Source organism: Nocardioides sp. LML1-1-1.1, assembly GCF_040676175.1.
GTDB lineage: Bacteria > Actinomycetota > Actinomycetes > Propionibacteriales > Nocardioidaceae > Nocardioides.
In genome coordinates this window covers 744,746-761,832 of sequence record NZ_JBEGHK010000003.1, presented here as the reverse complement: position 1 = coordinate 761,832, position 17,087 = coordinate 744,746, and the positions used below count along the sequence as shown (strand labels likewise).

General features: G+C 72.8%; 17 protein-coding genes. 11 read left to right on the top strand and 6 right to left on the bottom strand.

Annotated features, from left to right (window positions below; translation table 11 throughout):
- Window positions 1-2 precede the first annotated feature (2 nt).
- On the top strand, window positions 3-1,601 hold the full coding sequence (locus MRBLML1_RS14935; protein WP_364517229.1) for a hypothetical protein: 1,599 nt from the start codon (window positions 3-5) through the stop codon (window positions 1,599-1,601).
- Here MRBLML1_RS14935 and MRBLML1_RS14930 read toward each other — a convergent pair.
- Both MRBLML1_RS14930 and MRBLML1_RS14925 read right to left on the bottom strand, forming a co-directional pair.
- A complete protein-coding gene (locus MRBLML1_RS14930; RefSeq protein WP_364517227.1) occupies window positions 1,537-2,772 on the bottom strand; it encodes an HNH endonuclease signature motif containing protein in 1,236 nt (411 codons plus the stop codon). The genes MRBLML1_RS14935 and MRBLML1_RS14930 overlap by 65 nt on opposite strands.
- A gap of 48 nt (window positions 2,773-2,820) precedes the next feature.
- Window positions 2,821-3,609 (bottom strand): hypothetical protein, encoded by a 789-nt coding sequence (locus MRBLML1_RS14925; RefSeq protein ID WP_364517225.1) that lies wholly within the window; start codon window positions 3,607-3,609, stop codon window positions 2,821-2,823.
- A 189-nt stretch (window positions 3,610-3,798) separates the two neighbouring features.
- On the opposite strand from MRBLML1_RS14925, the gene hsaA reads away from it, so the two are divergent.
- The 6 genes from hsaA (at window position 3,799) to MRBLML1_RS14895 (ending at window position 8,851) form a co-directional block, all read left to right on the top strand.
- The gene (gene hsaA / locus MRBLML1_RS14920; protein WP_364517223.1) at window positions 3,799-4,986 is read left to right on the top strand and encodes a 3-hydroxy-9,10-secoandrosta-1,3,5(10)-triene-9,17-dione monooxygenase oxygenase subunit; all 1,188 of its coding nucleotides are present in this window, start codon (window positions 3,799-3,801) and stop codon (window positions 4,984-4,986) included.
- A gap of 4 nt (window positions 4,987-4,990) precedes the next feature.
- Window positions 4,991-5,902 (top strand): 4,5:9,10-diseco-3-hydroxy-5,9,17-trioxoandrosta-1(10),2-diene-4-oate hydrolase, encoded by a 912-nt coding sequence (gene hsaD, locus MRBLML1_RS14915; RefSeq protein ID WP_364517221.1) that lies wholly within the window; start codon window positions 4,991-4,993, stop codon window positions 5,900-5,902.
- A complete protein-coding gene (hsaC, locus tag MRBLML1_RS14910) occupies window positions 5,899-6,795 on the top strand; it encodes an iron-dependent extradiol dioxygenase HsaC (RefSeq protein ID WP_364517219.1) in 897 nt (298 codons plus the stop codon). The genes hsaD and hsaC overlap by 4 nt, the downstream gene beginning before the upstream one ends.
- Before the next feature lie 21 nt (window positions 6,796-6,816).
- Window positions 6,817-7,476: a flavin reductase family protein gene (locus tag MRBLML1_RS14905; protein WP_364517217.1), complete on the top strand. Its 660-nt coding sequence runs from the start codon at window positions 6,817-6,819 to the stop codon at window positions 7,474-7,476.
- A gap of 395 nt (window positions 7,477-7,871) precedes the next feature.
- Window positions 7,872-8,288: a hypothetical protein gene (locus MRBLML1_RS14900; protein WP_364517215.1), complete on the top strand. Its 417-nt coding sequence runs from the start codon at window positions 7,872-7,874 to the stop codon at window positions 8,286-8,288.
- Between the two features lie 71 nt (window positions 8,289-8,359).
- Complete coding sequence (locus tag MRBLML1_RS14895; RefSeq protein ID WP_364517213.1) at window positions 8,360-8,851, top strand: hypothetical protein; 492 nt, start codon at window positions 8,360-8,362, stop codon at window positions 8,849-8,851.
- On the opposite strand, the gene MRBLML1_RS14890 is transcribed toward MRBLML1_RS14895, so the two are convergent.
- The 4 genes from MRBLML1_RS14890 to MRBLML1_RS14875 are packed head-to-tail and all read right to left on the bottom strand — an operon-like array spanning window position 8,781 to window position 13,275.
- Entirely contained in the window at window positions 8,781-9,764 is a 984-nt protein-coding gene (locus MRBLML1_RS14890) for an acyl-CoA dehydrogenase family protein (RefSeq protein WP_364517211.1), read from the bottom strand. The genes MRBLML1_RS14895 and MRBLML1_RS14890 overlap by 71 nt on opposite strands.
- Window positions 9,761-10,681 (bottom strand): acyl-CoA dehydrogenase family protein, encoded by a 921-nt coding sequence (locus MRBLML1_RS14885; RefSeq protein ID WP_364517209.1) that lies wholly within the window; start codon window positions 10,679-10,681, stop codon window positions 9,761-9,763. Before MRBLML1_RS14885 ends, MRBLML1_RS14890 begins: the two co-directional genes overlap by 4 nt.
- The gene (locus MRBLML1_RS14880; protein ID WP_364517207.1) at window positions 10,678-11,826 is read right to left on the bottom strand and encodes an acyl-CoA dehydrogenase family protein; all 1,149 of its coding nucleotides are present in this window, start codon (window positions 11,824-11,826) and stop codon (window positions 10,678-10,680) included. The genes MRBLML1_RS14885 and MRBLML1_RS14880 overlap by 4 nt, the downstream gene beginning before the upstream one ends.
- Window positions 11,827-13,275 carry a FadD3 family acyl-CoA ligase gene (locus tag MRBLML1_RS14875; RefSeq protein ID WP_364517205.1) on the bottom strand — a complete coding sequence of 483 codons (1,449 nt, stop codon included), beginning with the start codon at window positions 13,273-13,275 and terminating at the stop codon, window positions 11,827-11,829.
- A gap of 40 nt (window positions 13,276-13,315) precedes the next feature.
- Here MRBLML1_RS14875 and MRBLML1_RS14870 point away from each other — a divergent pair, with 40 nt between their 5' ends.
- From MRBLML1_RS14870 to MRBLML1_RS14855, 4 genes are read left to right on the top strand one after another with little or no spacing between them, the layout of a single operon-like run.
- The gene (locus MRBLML1_RS14870; RefSeq protein ID WP_364517203.1) at window positions 13,316-14,512 is read left to right on the top strand and encodes an acyl-CoA dehydrogenase family protein; all 1,197 of its coding nucleotides are present in this window, start codon (window positions 13,316-13,318) and stop codon (window positions 14,510-14,512) included.
- Window positions 14,509-15,312 (top strand): SDR family oxidoreductase, encoded by an 804-nt coding sequence (locus tag MRBLML1_RS14865; protein WP_364517201.1) that lies wholly within the window; start codon window positions 14,509-14,511, stop codon window positions 15,310-15,312. Before MRBLML1_RS14870 ends, MRBLML1_RS14865 begins: the two co-directional genes overlap by 4 nt.
- 22 nt (window positions 15,313-15,334) lie before the next feature.
- Window positions 15,335-15,922, top strand: coding sequence for a TetR/AcrR family transcriptional regulator (locus MRBLML1_RS14860; protein WP_364517199.1), 588 nt, complete (start codon window positions 15,335-15,337; stop codon window positions 15,920-15,922).
- Window positions 15,915-17,081, top strand: coding sequence for an acetyl-CoA C-acetyltransferase (locus tag MRBLML1_RS14855; RefSeq protein ID WP_364517197.1), 1,167 nt, complete (start codon window positions 15,915-15,917; stop codon window positions 17,079-17,081). Before MRBLML1_RS14860 ends, MRBLML1_RS14855 begins: the two co-directional genes overlap by 8 nt.
- The last annotated feature ends 6 nt before the right edge of the window (window positions 17,082-17,087 follow it).

The following is a 17,087-nucleotide window of genomic DNA, read 5'->3' as shown; positions in this document are numbered from 1 at the left end:
TGGTGCTGCGACGTGCTCCCCAGGTGCTGCTGGGCCTGCTCCTCCTCCTGCTGCTCGGGTTCGTCCTGACCCAGGCGGGGGTGCACGGGCGCACCTACGACGAGCCGCTGCAGAACGACTACGGGCACCGCGTCCTCGACTGGTACCTCAGCCTCGGCAGCGACCGCGGCTTCCTCGACTACCCCGAGAAGATGCAGCTCCCGCAGCACGGGCCCGTCTTCGAGACCGTCGTCGCGCTCTTCCAGTCCGGCGCGGACCGGCTCTTCGGTGCCGATCCGTGGGTGGTCCGCTCGCTGGTCACCGGGCTGACCGGTGTGCTCGGCATCGGGCTGATGGCGCTGTGCGCGCTGGAGATCGCGCGCGGATCGCGCCGCATCGGCGAGCAGGGCGCCTGGTGGTTCGCCCTCGTCGCCGCGCTCTCCCTGGCGCTCTACCCACGGTGGACCGGCGCGATCTTCACCAACTCCAAGGACATGCCGCTCGCCGTCGCGATGCTTGCCGTGCTCTGGCTGACCATCCGGCTGGCCCGGCGCTGGGAGGAGGAGCCCGACCGGCTGCCCTGGCGCTCGCTCGTCGCGCTCGGGGTGGTGTTCGGCGTCGCGGTCTCGATCCGGGTGATCGCGTTGCTCTGGGTCCCGGTGGTCGGGGTGCTCGCGCTGGTCTGGCTGCTGCGGCGCGCCCGGTCCGTGGTGGGCCTGCGGCGGGTGGTGTTCGGCGCGGGTGTGGTCGGGCTGTCGTCGTACCTGACGATCCTGGCGGTGTGGCCCTACATCTTCCTCAACCCGGTCGGCGGACTGCCCACGGCCATCTCGTCGATGTCGAAGTACCCCTGGGACGACCCGATCCTCTTCCGCGGCGAGATGATCCAGGCGATGGAGCTGCCGCGCGACTACGTCCCGACGTGGATCTGGCAGGGCTCCCCGTGGCTCTCCGTGCTGCTGGCGCTCGCCGGCACCGTGCTGATCGTCGTGGACCTGGTACGCCGGCGGGGGACCGCGGCCGACGTCCTGCTCCTGGGGGCGTGGGTCTTCCCGGTGCTCGCCCTGGTCGCGCTCAACCCGACCCTCTACAACGCGCTGCGGCACTTCCTCTTCGTCATCCCGGCGATGCTGCTCGTCGCGTCGTACGCGCTGGTGGTGGGCGTGCGCGCGCTGGCGTCCCGCCGCTGGGCCGTCGGCGTGACGGTCGCCGTGGTCGTCGCCGCCCAGGTCCAGGTGCTGGTCGGCGTCGCCCGGCTCTACCCCTACGAGTACATGTACTTCAACGCCGCGACGGGCGGCTTCTCCGCCCAGCACAGCGAGTTCGAGACCGACTACTGGGCCGCCTGCACCCGTGAAGCCGCGCTGTGGCTGAACGACCACTGGACCGACTACACCTCGCAGAAGCGCGCGACGGTGCAGAACCGGTGGGGCTCGGACGGCCAGCTGGAGCAGTACCGCTCCCAGCGGCTCACGGTGCTGCCCGAGGGCAAGCCGGACTTCGGGATCTACACGCTGCGGGACTGGCGCAAGGACCCGTGGCCGAGGTTCCCGACGGTCAAGCGGTTCCGGACCGACGGCGTGGTGCTGTGCGAGGTGCAGGTGAACCCGGACCTGGTCTGAGGCCGCCGCATGGTCGCGTCCCGGTCTGGTCGACCAGGTAGAACGCCCCGTGGGGGTCGCGCCAGACGACGATCCCGGGGAAGGGCTGCCGGGCTTCCCAGCCGCCGTGCGTCTTGATCCGGTGATGGGTCCGGTTGAGCGGGGCGAGGTTGCCGACGGAGGTCGGCCCGCCGTCGGCGTAGGGCAGGTTGTGGTCGAGGTCGACCCGGCGGGTGGTGCCGGAGGCGAACGGGAAGGCGTCGCCCGGGTGGACCAGGTGGACGGCCTCGCGGAGGCGTGCGGGGATCTCGTAGGCGTCGACGGGCGCCTGGCCAGCGAGGTGGATGACGGGGGCCACGCGGACCTTGGCGGCGACGTGGCTCACGAGGTGGCGCACCCAAGCGGTGGTGACGGGTCCGTGTCCCTCCATCCGGGCGACGGGGGAGTCGGGGGTCAGGTGGAGGTAGATCTTCGCGTGCACCCTGACCGGGCCGAGTCCGGGATCGGTGTGGGTGGCCGGGTTGGTGAGCAGCGCGAGGGCGGTGACGCGACGGTCGGCGAGCGCCGCCTCGGGCATGGTGTCCTCGAGCGATCGCGCGACGGCGGTGACACCGGCGTCGATGGCGAGCACGGTGGCGGCGTCGCCGCGGACGGTGAGGGTGGCCATGCCGTGCTGGTTGACCCGCGACATCCGCACGCCCCGCTCGAGGGCGGCCTCCCGCTCACGAGCACACGCCAGCTCCGGCGCGGCAGCCGCGACCTTGCCCGCCACGACGGCCTCGAAGCGCGCCCAGGCGAGCCGTCCGTCGGCGACCTCGACGACCTCCGCGTCGACCCAGGCGGCCTCGTCGGCGCGCAGGTCGCGGGTGGCCTCGGCGACGTGGCGGGCGTGGCGCACGCGCGTGGTGCCGGCCTCGATGCCCGCCCAGAGCCGCGGGAGCCGGTCGACGAGGTCGACGGCGTCGGCGATCAGGCGCTTGGCGCCGAACGGCGAGGTCTGGATCCGCGCACCGAACGCGGCCGCGGCGTAGGAGCTCGTCGGATGCAGCCGCGCCCACTGGTACGCCGCGCGCAGGATGTCACGCTCGGCCGCGAGGCGGTCGGCGTGGCGTGCCTCGACGAGCGCGAGCACGTCGCTCGCGGACGGGTCCGTGCGCTGGTCGCACGCCGCGCGGGTCGTCGGAAGTGCCATATTGATATGGGAACACACACCTCCGACACAACCCCGGGCTCGCGGCCGCTAGGGGATCCAGCGCGGGACCCACCGCGGCACGACGACGAATCCGCCCACCGCGCACCTGCGGGTGTACGGCGACGACACGACAGCCGTGCCCGCGACCTTGGTGTGGTGGAACCAGAGGTGAAGCGCGTCCTGACTGACGCCGAAGGCGTCCGCCGGTGCTCGCCGGCCGGCGATCGTCCATACCGGCGGGGCGCAGACCGTTCCGTTCGGCCGCAGGGCGGGCTTGGTGAAGACGGGACCGTACAGCGCGCCGGCCGGGATCCCACCGATCACCATGCGGGTCCCGGAGCGCAGGATCGAGGCACGACGGTCGAGGTAGTGGCCATCAGTGACGACCCGGACCGGGCCCTTGCGACGGACCGACTGGTCCTCGCGGGCCCGCACCACGCAGGTCAGGAGGGACCACGCGCTGGTCGCTCCCCAGCTGTGCTGGCGCGCGCGGACGCAGACGACCTGGCCCGGCGCGATCGCGAGCACGTGGCTGCGAACCGTCGTCCCGGTGAACGCGTTGCGCCACGGCGGAGGGGTCGCGGCGCGCATGTCGGCGCGGAGCACCTGCGCGTCCCAGGTGAGGTTCTCCGGGCCGGTGGCCCCGGGCATGTTGACGCCCCCGCGATCGATCCGCAGGTGGGCCCAGGGCGTGACGGCGTAGACGGCCAGGGGCCCGCTGCGGAAGTACGTGCCCGGCGGCTCGACGGTCGGCGCCGTGGCGAAGGAAGGAGCGGCCGCCGGCGTCAACGTGCCGAGCAACGCCAGCAGCACCAGCAGGACCAGCTTCTTCGGCATCGGCACTCCTCGAGAACGTGTCGGGCCGGCATAGTGTGCCACGACCTCACCGCATCCGCAGGCGCGAGCCAGCTCGGACCTCAGGCGCGGTGTGTAGGGCGGAAGGTGCGACGCGGCGGGAGGGTCGCGTAGACCAAAACAAGAACGTGTTCTAGTATTGGGTCATTCGATCCATCTCTAGGAGCGCACATGCACCAGGACTTCTCTCCCGAGGTCACCGCCGTTCTCGACGGCGTCCGCGACCTGCTCCCCACGTTCCGTGAGCGGGCCGAGGAGGGCGACCGGCTCCGGGTGATCCCCGATGCCTCGATCAAGGAGCTCGAGGAGACCGGGTTCTTCCGCCTGCTCCAGCCGAAGCGGTACGACGGCCTCGAGGCCGACCCGGTGGCGTTCTACACCGCGGTGCGCGACATCGCCTCGGCCGACGGGTCGACCGGCTGGGTCTCCAGCGTGGTGGGCGTCCACCCCTGGCAGGTGGCGCTGTTCTCCGACGAGGCCCAGCAGGCCGTGTGGGGCGAGGACACCAAGACCCGGCTCAGCTCGTCGTACGCGCCCACGGGCAAGGCGGTGCTCACCGAGGGCGGGTTCACCCTGTCGGGCAGGTGGAGCTTCTCCTCCGGCAGCGACCACTGCTCGTGGGTGCTCCTCGGGGGCCTGGTGTTCAACGAGGAGGGCCAGGTCGTCGACTTCCGCACCTTCATGGTCCCGCGGGAGAAGTACCAGGTCGTCGACGTGTGGAACGTCGTCGGCCTGCGTGGCACCGGCTCCAACGACATCGTCGTGGAGGAGACCTTCATCCCCGAGGCGTTCACGCTCTCGATGGGGGAGACCGGCGCCTGCAAGGGCCCCGGCCAGGCCGTCAACACCAGCGACCTCTACAAGCTGCCCTTCCACTCGATCTTCACCTCCACGATCGCCACCCCGATCATCGGCATGGCCCAGGGTGCGTACGCCGAGCACGTGGAGATGCAGCAGAAGCGCGTCCGCGCGGCGTACCTCGGCGAGAAGGCCTCGCTCGACCCGTTCGCCGCGGTCCGCATCGCCCGGTCCTCCTCGGAGATCGACGCGGCCTGGGCGCTGCTGGTGAGCAACATCCGCGAGGAGCAGGCGCACGTCGCCAAGGGCGAGCAGATCCCGCTGGAGCTCCGGCTGCGGGTCCGTCGCGACCAGGTGCTCGGCACCGCGCGGGCGATCGAGGCGATCGACGCGCTCTTCGAGGCCTCGGGCGGGCGCGCGCTCGCCGAGGGGGCCTACCTGCAGCGGGCCTGGCGCGACGCGCACGCGGGCCGGGTGCACGCGGCCAACGACCCCGAGCGCGCGCTGCAGATGTACGGCGCGCAGCAGTTCGGCCACAAGGTCGACCCCGGGATGTACTGAGCACATGGACTTCTCCAAGGAAGCCACCCGCCGCTCGGCGAAGGCGGGCGACATCACGCTGAACTACTACGAGGCCGGCCCCGACGGCGGGTCCTCGATCGGTGGCGGGCTGCCGTTCGTGCTGCTGCACGGCGGCGGTCCGGGCGCCTCGGCGTGGAGCAACTTCGGCTCGGCGCTGCCGCGCTTCGCGGCGCAGCTGCGGACCCTGCTCGTCGACCAGCCCGGCTTCGGGCAGTCGGACAAGCCGGAGGTGGGGGCGAACTACTTCCGCCACTCGGCGTCGTACCTGGTGAAGCTGCTCGACGAGCTGCAGATCGAGCGGATCCACCTGCTCGGCAACTCCCTCGGCGGCGGTACGGCGATGAGGTTCGCCCTCGAGCACCCCGACCGCGTCGGGCGGCTGGTCCTGATGGGCCCGGGCGGGCTGTCGGTCAACCTCTTCCATGCCGACCCGACCGAGGGCGTGCAGCGGCTGGTGGACTTCTCGATGAACCCCAGCCGCGAGGCGCTGCGGGCGTTCATCTCCACGATGGTCGTCAACCAGGCGCTGGTGACCGACGAGCTGGTCGAGGAACGCTTCGCCGACGCCACCGCGCCGGGCTCGCTGGAGGCGATGCGCTCGATGGGCGCGTCCTTCTGGAACCCGGAGTGGGCCGAGGACGGCATGCTGTGGCGCGAGGCGCACCGGTTGCGCAAGCACACCCTGCTCACCTGGGGACGCGAGGACCGGGTCAACCCGCTCGACGGTGCCCTGGTGGCCCTCAAGCAGATCCCCAAGGCGCAGCTGCACGTGTTCCCGAACTGCGGCCACTGGGCCCAGATCGAGGCGGCCGAGGAGTTCGCCGAGATCTGCACGGCCTTCCTGGCCCGCCACGTCGAGGGCTCGGCAGGCTCGACCACCGGAGGCAAGCGATGACGATCGACATCCGCTCGATGGGCTACATCCGGGTGGCCAGCACCGACCTGGACGCCTGGAAGACCTTCGCCGGCAAGGTGCTCGGCCTCGCCGAGGGCCGCGGGCCGAACCCCGAGCACCAGTACTGGCGCCTCGACGAGGTCTCCGCCCGCGTCGTGGTCTTCCCCTCCGACGTCGACCAGCTCGACGCGACCGGCTGGGAGGTGGCCGACCACCAGGCGCTGCAGGAGGCCCGCGAGCACCTGCAGAAGGCCGGCGTGGAGTTCGAGGAGGGCACCCGCGAGGAGCTCGCCGAGCGCCGCGTGCAGGAGCTGGTCCGCTTCCGCGACCCGTGGGACAACGTGTTCGAGCTCTACCACGGGATCACCTACGAGGCCCGGCCCGTCGTCACGCCGTACGCCGCCCGGTTCGTCACCGGCGACCAGGGGCTCGGGCACATCGTGGTCCCGGTGCTCGACGACGTCGAGGCGCTGCGGTTCTACACCGAGGTGCTCGGCTTCCGGCTGCGCGACTCGATGAGCATGCCGGGGGAGTTCGTCGGCAAGGAGCCTGGCAGCAAGGTCTGGCTGCGCTTCCTGGGCGTCAACCCGCGCCACCACTCGCTGGCGTTCCTGCCGATGCCGAACCCCAGCAAGTGCGTGCACGTGATGTTCGAGGTCGACGAGCTCGACCACGTCGGCCGCGCGCTGGAGCGGGTGCGCAAGCACGGTGCGCCGCTCTCGGCGACCCTGGGCCGGCACATGAACGACGAGATGGTCTCCTTCTACGTGCGCTCGCCCGGCGGCTTCGACGTCGAGTTCGGCACCGACGGGATGACCGTCGACGACAGCCGGTGGGTGGCCAGGGAGTCGACCGCGGTCTCGTACTGGGGCCACGTCTTCGGCGGCCAGTGAGTGGCGACTAGCGTGGGCAGCGTGGCGAGCAACACGAGCGACGACCGGGACGCGATCCCCGACGGCATCAGTGCCGACGCCCGGGAGACGTGGCCGCACCCGGAGCTGATCCAGTCCTGGCTCGGCGACGCCGACGTGGACTTCGAGCTGCGTCCCGGCGAGGAGGTCGCGGTCCTCGACGACCCCGAGGCCCAGGCCGCGGCGCGGCGCTTCCGCGACGTGCTCGGCTGCTTCGCCTCCGGGATCACCGTGATCACCACGATGAGCGGCGACGAGCCGGTCGGGATGACCTGCCAGTCGTTCTCCAGCGTGTCCCTCGACCCGCCGCTGATCACGTTCGTCCCGGCCCGTACGTCACGCGCCTGGCCGCTCATCCAGCGCGCCGGCCGGTTCTGCGTCAACGTCCTGGCCGCCGACCAGGAGCACGTCTCGGCGCAGATGGCGACCAAGGGCGTCGACAAGTTCGCCGGGATCGACTGGGAGCCCGCGGAGGTGACCGGCTCGCCGGTGATCGCCGGCACCCTGGCCCACCTGGACTGCACGATCGCGGCGGTCTACGAGGGCGGGGACCACTTCATCGTCGTCGGCCGGGTCGAGCACCTCGCGCCGCACCCGGCGGAGGCGACCAGCTCCGAGCCGTTGCTCTACTTCAAGGGCCGCTACCGCACCACCGACGGCTGACCCCGCCGACCGGCCCGCGCGGGACCTCGTTGGACTCGTGCCCCGAGTCATCCTGGACCCACCCGGAAGATTTCGTCGGCAGGCCGGAACAGGTTCCGGATGGCGCCACCATTGCGGACCTTGGTGGCGCGAGCGCTGGGGAATTCTGGGAGGAACGCCGTGCGGACGGGGTTGTCAGACGTGGTGACGCGCCATGGCGTCGTGGTTCCCGATTCCAGGTCGGTGACGCTAACCTCCGCGGGACATCCCCCGCGCGACGGTGCCGTCGCGCGGGGAAGCACTGACTTTCGGAAGGTCATGTCCATCTCCAGCACCCGCCCTGCCGTCACCACGCCTCCCGCGGCCGGCCTCGCGCTCGGCGCGCTGGCCGAGGAGTCCTGCAACCAGGCCTGCGCATGACCGAGCGCCCCGCCCGCACCACGACGCGGCGCGCCTCGGCGCGCGCAGACGCCCCGTCGGGCCGACTGGTGCTGTGGACCCCGGTGACGGTCCGGGCCCGCATGCAGAAGGTCCAGTCCGAGCTCGGCACGCTCTACCGCGACCAGGTGCTCGACGCGATCGAGGAGACCGTCGACCAGCTGCCGGGGCTGGTCGCGGCGGCCGTCGGCGGGGAGGCCGCGGTGCGCGGCCGGCTGTTCGAGCGCCGGCCGCCGCAGCGGCGCCCGCAGGCCGAGCAGCGCGTCCAGCTGACCATCGGCGGGTTCCTGTCGAGCCAGCTCGCGATCATCGACGAGCTGGTCGTCTCCTCGGGCGCGGCCAGCCGGTCGGCGCTGGTCAACGCGGCGCTGGACGCCGCGCTGCCGCCACTGTGAGTCAGCCCACGCTCCGACCCGCGCGCGCGGGCTGACACCGCGTGCCGCCGGTGCGGCACGATCGAGGGACCATGCACAGCCTCGACCCGACCGAAGACTTCGCGATCCGCCTGCTGCGTCGCTTCCTGCTGCTGTGCGAGCACCCGCGGACCCGGCAGCGGATGCTGCGGCTGGTGCGGCAGTCGACCCGGCTCGGACCGGGTGCGCCGCGGCTCTACGGCTGGATCAACAAGGCGGTCCTGCACCCACGCTTCCAGCCGGTGGTCGAGCGGCGGGCGCTCTCGGCGATGAAGGCCGAGCTGGTCGCCTCGCAGCTGATCGGCCTGGCGATGACCCGGTACGTGCTGAAGATCGAGCCGCTCGCGTCGGCGACGGTCGACGAGGTGGTGGCCCTGGCGGCGCCGTCCGTCGCGGCGGCCCTGCAGGGGGAGGAGGCGTTCAGCGGGGTCGTCATCGACGAGCCGCGCACCCCGCCCTCCCGGCGGCGGTGGCTCAGAGTGCCACGGCTGCCCGGTGCCGGTGTGCTGCGCCGCCCAGCCCTGCCAGGGCGTGCGCGCGCTTGAGGACCAGGTGCGCGTCGTGCTCCCACGTGATCGCGATGCCGCCGTGCAGCTGCACGCACTCGGCCGCGGCCAGTGCCGCCGCCTCCAGGGCGTACGACGCCGCGGACCGGACGAGGAAGTCGGCGTCGGCCGCCCCCTCGGCCAGGGCGTACGACGCCGCCCAGCTCGCCGAGCGGGCCAGCTCGGTGCGGGCGAACACCTCGGCCATCCGGTGCTTGAGCGCCTGGAAGGAGCCGATCGGGCGCCCGAACTGGACCCGCTCCCTGCTGTAGTCGACCGTCATCCCCAGCGCCCGGTCGCACAGCCCGACCGCCAGCGCGGCGGCCGACGCGGCGGCGACCAGCTCGGCCCGGGCGGCGGCCGCGACCCCGTCGCCGACGACATCCAGGGTCGCCTCGGACAGGTCGAGCCGGGCCAGGCGGATGCTCTGGTCCATCGACTCGGCCCAGGTGGCAGCCGCGCCGGTGACCTCGACCAGGTCGTCGCCGCGGATCGCGAGCACGGTCGCGGCGCGGTCGCCGTCGAGCACCGGGCCGTCGCCGACGGCGAGGGTGGCGATCTCTCCCGCGGCGACCCGGGGGAGCAGGCGGGCGCACGCCTCCTCGGTGCCGCCCGCCAGGAGCGCCTGGGTGGCGATGGTCGTCGCCAGCAGGGGCGAGGGCGCGAGCGACCGGCCGAGCTCCTCCAGCACGACGGCGGTCTCGAAGAAGCCGGCGCCGACCCCGTCGTACGCCTCGGGGACGGCGAGGGCCGCGACGCCGATCTGCTCGCAGAGCGTCGCCCAGAGCGCCTCGTCGTGGCCGGCTGGTGACACGGAGGCCGCCCGGACGGCCGCGGAGTCGGCGCGCTTGGCGAGCAGGCCGCGCACGGTGGAGGCCAGCTCGGCCTGCTCCTCGCTGAGCGCGAACCTCATCGGGCCTCCCGCAACGAGGTCAGGATCCGGTCGCGGTGGAAGCCGGGGGTGCCCCAGGCGGTCACGAGCGCGCGGATCTTGGTGAGCCAGAGGCTGAGGTCGAACTCCCGGGTGTAGCCGATGGCGCCGTGCACCTGCAGCCCGGTCCGCGCCGCGAGGTACGCCGCGTCCCCGCACGCGACCTTCGCCGCCGACACCGCCCGCGCCCTCTCGCCGGCCGAGCCTGTCGCTTCGCCGGTCGAGCCTGTCGAGACCAGCGCGGCGCCGTAGGCGAGCGGCCGGGCGAAGTCGAGGGCGATCCGTACGTCGGCGAGCTTGTGCTTGATCGCCTGGTAGGAGCCGATCTCCCGGCCGAACTGCTTGCGCTGCTTGACGTAGGTCACCGAGTCCGCGAGCACCCGCTCGCCCGCGCCGAGCAGCTGGGCGGCCGTCGCCAGCACCGCGAGGTCGAAGGCGGCCGGGTCGGCCTCACCCGTGCCGGTGACCTCGAAGAGCCGGCGGGCGGGGTCGACCGAGGTGAGCCGGGCGCCGACGGCGGAGGCGGGCGTGCTGCCGACGTAGACGTCGTCGGCGACGTCGGCGTCCAGGGCGTACGGCACGTGCGGCGGCACGGCGACCGTCGCGATCCCGTCGACCTCGCGGCCGAGGGCGAGCGGGATGTAGGCGGCGGACTCCACCCACGGCCCGGGGACGGCGTGGCGCCCGAGCGCCTCGAGCGCGATGACGACCTCCACCGGCGAGGCCTCGGTCGCGAGCTGGGTGAGGCCCTGCTCGGCGAGGCGCTGCCAGAGCCTCACCCCGGCCGCGTGGTCGCCGTCGGCCCAGGCGCGGGCGGCTCCGACCGGGTCGGCGCCGGCCAGCAGCGCGTCGAGCGAGGCCGCGAAGTCGCGCTGGTCGGAGGTGGGCTCGAACCTCATCGCTGGGCCCCTTTCGGCTCGCGGGGCAGGCCGAGGATCCGCTCGGCGATGATGTTGCGCTGGATCTCGTTGGTGCCGGCGTAGATCGGGCCGGAGAGCGCGAAGGTGTAGCCGTCGAGCCAGCGCGAGTCGAGCTCGGCGTCGGGGCCCAGCAGCTCGAGCGCGGTCTCGTGCAGGGCCACGTCGAGCTCGCTCCACCAGACCTTGTTGACCGAGCCGGCGGCGCCGACGTCGCCGCCGTCGCGCAGGCGGGTCACCGTGCCCCAGGTGTAGAGGCGGTAGGCCTCGGCGCGCAGCCAGGCGTCGACGACCCGGTCGGCGAGGCGGGGGTCGGGCCGCTCGTCGTACAGGGCCAGCAGGCGGTCGGCCGCGGCGGTGAACCGGCCGGGGGAGCGCAGCGACAGGCCGCGCTCGTTGCCGGCGGTGCTCATCGCCACCCGCCAGCCGTCACCGGGGGCGCCGAGCACGTCGGCGTCGGGCACGAAGACGTCGTCGAAGAAGACCTCCGCGAAGCCCGCCTCGCCGTCGAGCTGGGCGATCGGCCGCACGGTCACCCCGTCGGCGTCGAGCGGGAAGAGGAAGTAGGTCAGCCCCGCGTGCTTCTGCGCCTCGGGGTCGCTGCGGAACAGCCCGAAGCCCCAGTGCGCGAGCGCGGCTCGCGAGCACCAGATCTTCTGCCCGTTCAGCACCCAGCCGCCGCGTCCGTCGTCGCGCCGGGCCGTCGAGCGCAGCGAGGCCAGGTCGGAGCCGGCCTCCGGCTCGCTCCAGCACTGCGCCCAGACCTTCTCGCCGGTCGCCATCGTCGGCAGGAAGCGGTCCTGCTGCTCCTGCGTGCCGTGCTCGAAGATGATCGGTGCGAGCAGGAAGATGCCGTTCTGGCTGACCCGCAGCGGCGCGCCGGCGCGGTAGTACTCCTCCTCGAAGACCACCCACTCGACGAGCGAGGCCTCGCGGCCGGAGTACGCCGAGGGCCACGACACGACCGACCAGCGGGCCTCGGCCAGCGTGGCCTCCCACTCCCGGTGCAGCGCGAATCCCTCGGCGGTGTCCAGCGAGGGCAGCGGCTCGGCGGGCACGTGCTCGGCCAGCCAGGCGCGGGCCTCGGCCTGGAAGGCCAGCTCGGAGGCGGAGAGCTCCAGATCCATCTACTTCCTCAGCTCGGTCTTGAGCACCTTGCCGGACAGGTTCCGGGGGAGTGCGTCGAGGTGCTCGACGAAGCGCGGCACCTTGAAGTTGGCCAGGCGGGTCCGGGCGAAGGCGAGCACGTCCTCGGCGGAGGCCGCGCCGACGACGTACGCCTTGCCGACCTCACCCATCCGCTCGTCCGGCACGCCGACGACCGCCACGTCGTCCACGCCGTCGAGCCGCAGCAGCGCCTGCTCGACCTCGGCGGGGTAGACGTTGAAGCCGCCGGAGATGTACATGTCCTTGAGCCGGTCGGTGATCCGCAGGTTGCCCGCGTCGTCGAGCACGCCGACGTCGCCGGTGTGCAGCCAGCCGTCGGCGTCGATCGCGGCGGCCGTGGCGTCCGGGTCGTCGAGGTAGCCGAGCGTCACGAAGTCGCCGCGCACGAGCAGCTCGCCGCCCTCGCCGATCCGGGTCTCCATGCCCGGGATCGCGCGTCCGCACGTCGTCGCGACCAGCTCGGCGTCGTCGCCGTCGCGGGCCATCGTGACGACGACCGCCTCGGTCATCCCGAACGCGGTGACGACCTGGTCGATGCCGAGGTCCTCGCGCATCCGCTCGATCAGCACCACCGGTACGACGGCCGCCCCGGTCACCGCCAGGCGCAGGCTGCTGAGGTCGCGCTGCTCGCGACCCGGTGCGGTCAGCAGGGACTGGTAGATCGCGGGGGCACCGGGCAGCACGCTGATCCGCTCGGTCTCGATCAGCGCCATCGTGCGCTCGAGGTCGAAGGTGGCGAGCGGGTAGAGGGTGGCGCCGGTGGTGAGCCCGGTGACGATGCCCACCTTGTAGCCGAAGGAGTGGAAGAACGGGTTGACCACGAGGTAGCGGTCCTCCGCCGTCACGCCGCCGAGCTCGCCCCAGGCGCGGGCGACCCCGACGGTCTGGCGGTGCGCGCTCATGGCGCCCTTGGGGCGGCCCGTCGTACCGGAGGTGAAGAGGATGTCGGCGACGTCGTCGGGGCCGGGCTGGTCGGCGAACGGCTCGCCGGCGGGCAGGTCCTCGGCGGTGACCTCGGCCAGCACCGCGACCGGCCGGGCCACGCCCTCGGCGCGCAGCTCGGCGACCTGGGAGCGGCCGAGGAAGCCGTCCTCGACCACGACGAGGGCGGCGTCGACGCGCTCGGCGATCGCGGCCACCTCGGCGCCGAGGTAGCGGGTGTTCGCGGGCACGAGCGTCGCGCCGGCCCAGGAGACGGCGAGGATCGCGACCGCGCAGGCGGTGCTGTTGGGGGCCCACACGACCACCCGGTCGCCGGCGCCGACGCCGGCCGCACGGTAGGCCGACGCGGTGCGCTGGACCCGGTCGAGCAGGCCGGCGAAGGTGAGGACCTGCCCGTCCTCGACGTAGGCCGGCCGGTCGGCGTACCGCTCGGCGGCGTCGCGCAGGACGGCGGGGATCGTGTCCACGGCGACACCCTACCAAGCATTTGCTTGGTATGCTGCCGACGTGGACCTGACCGAGAGCGCCGAGGACCGCGCCTTCCGCGAGGAGGTGCGCACCTGGCTCGCCGACCACCTCACCGGGGAGTGGGCCGCGCTGCGCGGCCTCGGCGGCCCGGGTCGCGAGCACGAGGCGCACGACGAGCGGCTCGCCTGGAACCGGCACCTCGCCGAGCACGGCTGGACCGCGCTCGGCTGGCCGACCGAGCACGGCGGCCGGGGCCTGAGCCTGTGGCAGCAGGTCGTCTTCCACGAGGAGTACGCCCGGGCGAACGCGCCCGCGGGCGTCAACCACCTCGGCGAGCAGCTGCTCGGTCCCACGCTCATCGCGTTCGGCACCCCGGAGCAGCAGCGCCGCTTCCTGCCCGAGATCGTCGCGGTGCGCGAGCTGTGGGCGCAGGGCTACTCCGAGCCGGACGCCGGCTCCGACCTCGCGAACGTGCAGACCCGTGCGCGGCGCGACGAGAGCACCGGCGAGTGGGTGATCGACGGGCAGAAGGTGTGGACCTCGCTCGCCCACCTGGCCGACTGGTGCTTCGTCGTCGCCCGGACGGAGGCCGGCTCGGAGCGCCACGCCGGGCTGTCGTTCCTGCTCGTCCCGCTCGACCAGGAAGGGGTGGAGATCCGCCCGATCGAGCAGCTGACGGGCGGCTCGGAGTTCAACGAGGTCTTCTTCACCGGTGCCCGTACGGCGGGTGAGCTGGTCATCGGCGAGCCGGGCCGCGGCTGGGGCGTGGCCATGGGCCTGCTGGGGTTCGAGCGCGGGGTCTCCACGCTCGGCCAGACCGTCGGCTTCGCCCGCGAGCTGGACAGCGTGGTCGCCCGCGCCCGGGCCAACGGCGCCATCGACGACCCGGTGATCCGCGACCGGTTGGCCCGGATGAGGACCGAGCTGGCCGTGATCCGCTCGTTCGCGCTGCGCTCGCTGGCGCTGGTCGAGGGCGGCCAGGACTCCGCGGCCGGCAACGGCGCGGGCTCGGTCTTCAAGCTGGCGTGGGCCGGCTGGCACCGCACCCTCGGCGAGGTGGCGATGGACGTCGCCGCTGCCGACGGCCTGCTGGCCGGCCCCGGCTACGACCTCGACGAGCACCAGCGGCTCTTCCTCTTCTCCCGCGCCGACACGATCTACGGCGGCAGCGACGAGGTCCAGAAGAACATCCTCGCCGAGCGGGTGCTCGGCCTACCCAAGGAGCCCCGCGGATGACCGCACTGCGTCCCGAGCAGCCCACGCCCGACTACGTCCCCGGCCACGACCTGCTCGCCGGGAAGGTCGTCGTGGTGACGGCGGCGGCCGGCGCCGGCATCGGTGCGGCCGTCGTACGACGCGCGCTGGAGGAGGGCGCGAAGGCGGTCGTCTTCAGCGACACCCACGCCCGCCGCCTGGCCGAGGCCGAGGAGGCGCTGGCGGCGGAGTTCGGCCCCGAGCGGGTCCGACAGCTCGTCTGCGACGTCACCCAGGAGGCCGACGTGCAGGCGCTGCTCGGCGCGGCCGACGAGCTCGGCGGGGTGGACGTGCTGGTCAACAACGCCGGCCTCGGCGGGACCGACTCGATCCTCGAGGTCACCGACGAGGCCTGGCACCGGGTCATCGACATCACCCTCACCGGCACCATGCGCGCCACCCGCGCGGCCGGGCAGCGCTTCGTCGCCGCCGGCAAGAAGGGCGTCATCGTCAACAACGCCTCGGTCATCGGCTGGCGCGCGCAGGAGGGCCAGGCCCACTACGCCGCCGCGAAGGCCGGCGTCATGGCGCTCACCCGCTGTGCCGCGCTCGACCTCGCGCCGCACGGCATCCGCGTGAACGCGGTCTCTCCGAGCCTGGCCATGCACCCGTTCCTGGAGAAGGTCACCTCCGCCGAGCTGCTCGTCGAGCTCAAGCAGCGCGAGGCTTTTGGCCGCGCCGCGGCGCCGTGGGAGGTTGCCAACGTGATGGTGTTCCTCGCAAGCGACTACTCGTCGTACCTGACCGGTGAGGTGATCAGTGTCAGCAGCCAGCACGCCTGACGTCCCGACAGGCTCGACGACCGTGTCGCGGCGCGAGCAGCTGCTCGCGATCGCGGCCACCCTGTTCGCCGAGAAGGGCTTCCGCAACACGACGGTGCGCGACATCGCCGACGCCGCGGGCATCCTCTCGGGCAGCCTCTACCACCACTTCGACTCCAAGGAATCGATGGTCGACGAGCTGCTCGTGCCCTTCCAGGACGAGCTCTTCGGCAAGTACGACGCGATCCTCGCCAGCGGCGACGACGCGCGGACCAAGCTGGAGGCCGCCGTCCGGGTGTCCTTCGAGGCGATCGACCAGCACCCGCACGAGGTGGCGATCTTCCAGAACGACGCCGACCACCTCGGCACCTTCGAGCGCTTCGGCTACCTCGCCGACCGCAACGCCCAGTCCCGGCAGGTCTGGGTGTCGCTGATCGAGGAGGGCGTGCGCACCGGGGTGCTGCGGCCCGACCTCGACGTCACGCTGACCTACCGCTTCATCCGCGACACGGTGTGGGTCGCCGTGCGCTGGTACCGCCCCGGCGGCGGGCTCAGCCACACCGACGTCGCCGACCAGTACGTCCGGATCCTGCTCGACGGGATCGCGATCGAAGGGAACGACCATGGCTGAGGCCTACCTCGTCGACGCCGTCCGCACCGCCGTCGGCAAGCGCGGTGGCGCGCTGGCCGGTGTGCACTCCGCGGACCTGGCGGCGCACTCCATCGCCGCGCTGTTCGAGCGCACCGGCGCCGACCCGGGCGCCGTGGACGACGTCATCCTGGGCTGCTGCGACACGATCGGCTCCCAGGCCGGCGACGTGGCGCGGACGGCGTGGCTGGTGGCCGGGCTGCCCGACCACGTGCCGGGCGTGACGATCGACCGCCAGTGCGGGTCCTCGCAGCAGGCGGTGCACTTCGCGGCCCAGGGGGTGCTTTCCGGCACCCAGGACCTCGTCGTGGCCGGCGGCGTGCAGAACATGAGCGCGATCCCGATCTCCGCGGCGATGCTGGTCGGCCAGCAGTACGGGTTCTCCACGCCCTTCGCGGAGTCGCCCGGCTGGCAGAAGCGGTACGGCGACCAGGAGGTCTCGCAGTTCCGCTCGGCCGAGATGATCGCCGAGAAGTGGGACATCACCCGCGAGGAGATGGAGGCCTTCGCGCTGGCCTCGCACGAGCGCGCCCGGACCGCGATCGCGGAGGGCCGCTTCGCCGGTGAGATCGCGCCGCTGACCCTGGAGGACGGCACGGTGTTCGACACCGACCAGTGCCCCCGGGAGACCTCGCTGGAGAAGATGGCCGGCCTGGAGCCGCTCGCACCCGGCGGCCGGATCACCGCTGCCGTGGCCTCGCAGATCTGCGACGGGTCCTCCGCGGTGCTGGTCGCCTCGGAGCAGGCCGTGAAGGACCACGGGCTGACCCCGCGGGCCCGGATCGTGCACCTGTCGGTGCGCGGCGACGACCCGGTCTGGATGCTCACCGGTCCGATCGGCGCGACCAAGCACGCGGTGGAGAAGTCCGGCATCGCCATCGACGACATCGACCTCTTCGAGTGCAACGAGGCCTTCGCCTCGGTGGCGCTGGCGTGGATGAAGGAGACCGGTGCCCCGCACGAGAAGGTCAACGTCAATGGCGGCGGCATCGCGCTGGGTCACCCGATCGGCGCCACCGGGACCCGGCTGATGACCACCCTGCTCAACGAGCTGGAGCGCACCGGCGGCCGCTACGGCCTGCAGACGATGTGCGAGGGCGGCGGGCAGGCCAACGTGACGATCATCGAACGGCTGGGCTGAGCTCTC

Bases quoted from the DNA above. Each gene is read 5' to 3' on its own strand.
- MRBLML1_RS14930 (WP_364517227.1), bottom strand. From the start codon at position 2,772: ATGGCACTTCCGACGACCCGCGCGGCGTGCGACCAGCGCACGGACCCG.
- MRBLML1_RS14925 (WP_364517225.1), bottom strand. From the start codon at position 3,609: ATGCCGAAGAAGCTGGTCCTGCTGGTGCTGCTGGCGTTGCTCGGCACG.
- hsaA (WP_364517223.1), top strand. From the start codon at position 3,799: ATGCACCAGGACTTCTCTCCCGAGGTCACCGCCGTTCTCGACGGCGTC.
- hsaD (WP_364517221.1), top strand. From the start codon at position 4,991: ATGGACTTCTCCAAGGAAGCCACCCGCCGCTCGGCGAAGGCGGGCGAC.
- hsaC (WP_364517219.1), top strand. From the start codon at position 5,899: ATGACGATCGACATCCGCTCGATGGGCTACATCCGGGTGGCCAGCACC.
- MRBLML1_RS14900 (WP_364517215.1), top strand. From the start codon at position 7,872: ATGACCGAGCGCCCCGCCCGCACCACGACGCGGCGCGCCTCGGCGCGC.
- MRBLML1_RS14895 (WP_364517213.1), top strand. From the start codon at position 8,360: ATGCACAGCCTCGACCCGACCGAAGACTTCGCGATCCGCCTGCTGCGT.
- MRBLML1_RS14890 (WP_364517211.1), bottom strand. From the start codon at position 9,764: ATGAGGTTCGCGCTCAGCGAGGAGCAGGCCGAGCTGGCCTCCACCGTG.
- MRBLML1_RS14885 (WP_364517209.1), bottom strand. From the start codon at position 10,681: ATGAGGTTCGAGCCCACCTCCGACCAGCGCGACTTCGCGGCCTCGCTC.
- MRBLML1_RS14880 (WP_364517207.1), bottom strand. From the start codon at position 11,826: ATGGATCTGGAGCTCTCCGCCTCCGAGCTGGCCTTCCAGGCCGAGGCC.
- MRBLML1_RS14865 (WP_364517201.1), top strand. From the start codon at position 14,509: ATGACCGCACTGCGTCCCGAGCAGCCCACGCCCGACTACGTCCCCGGC.
- MRBLML1_RS14855 (WP_364517197.1), top strand. From the start codon at position 15,915: ATGGCTGAGGCCTACCTCGTCGACGCCGTCCGCACCGCCGTCGGCAAG.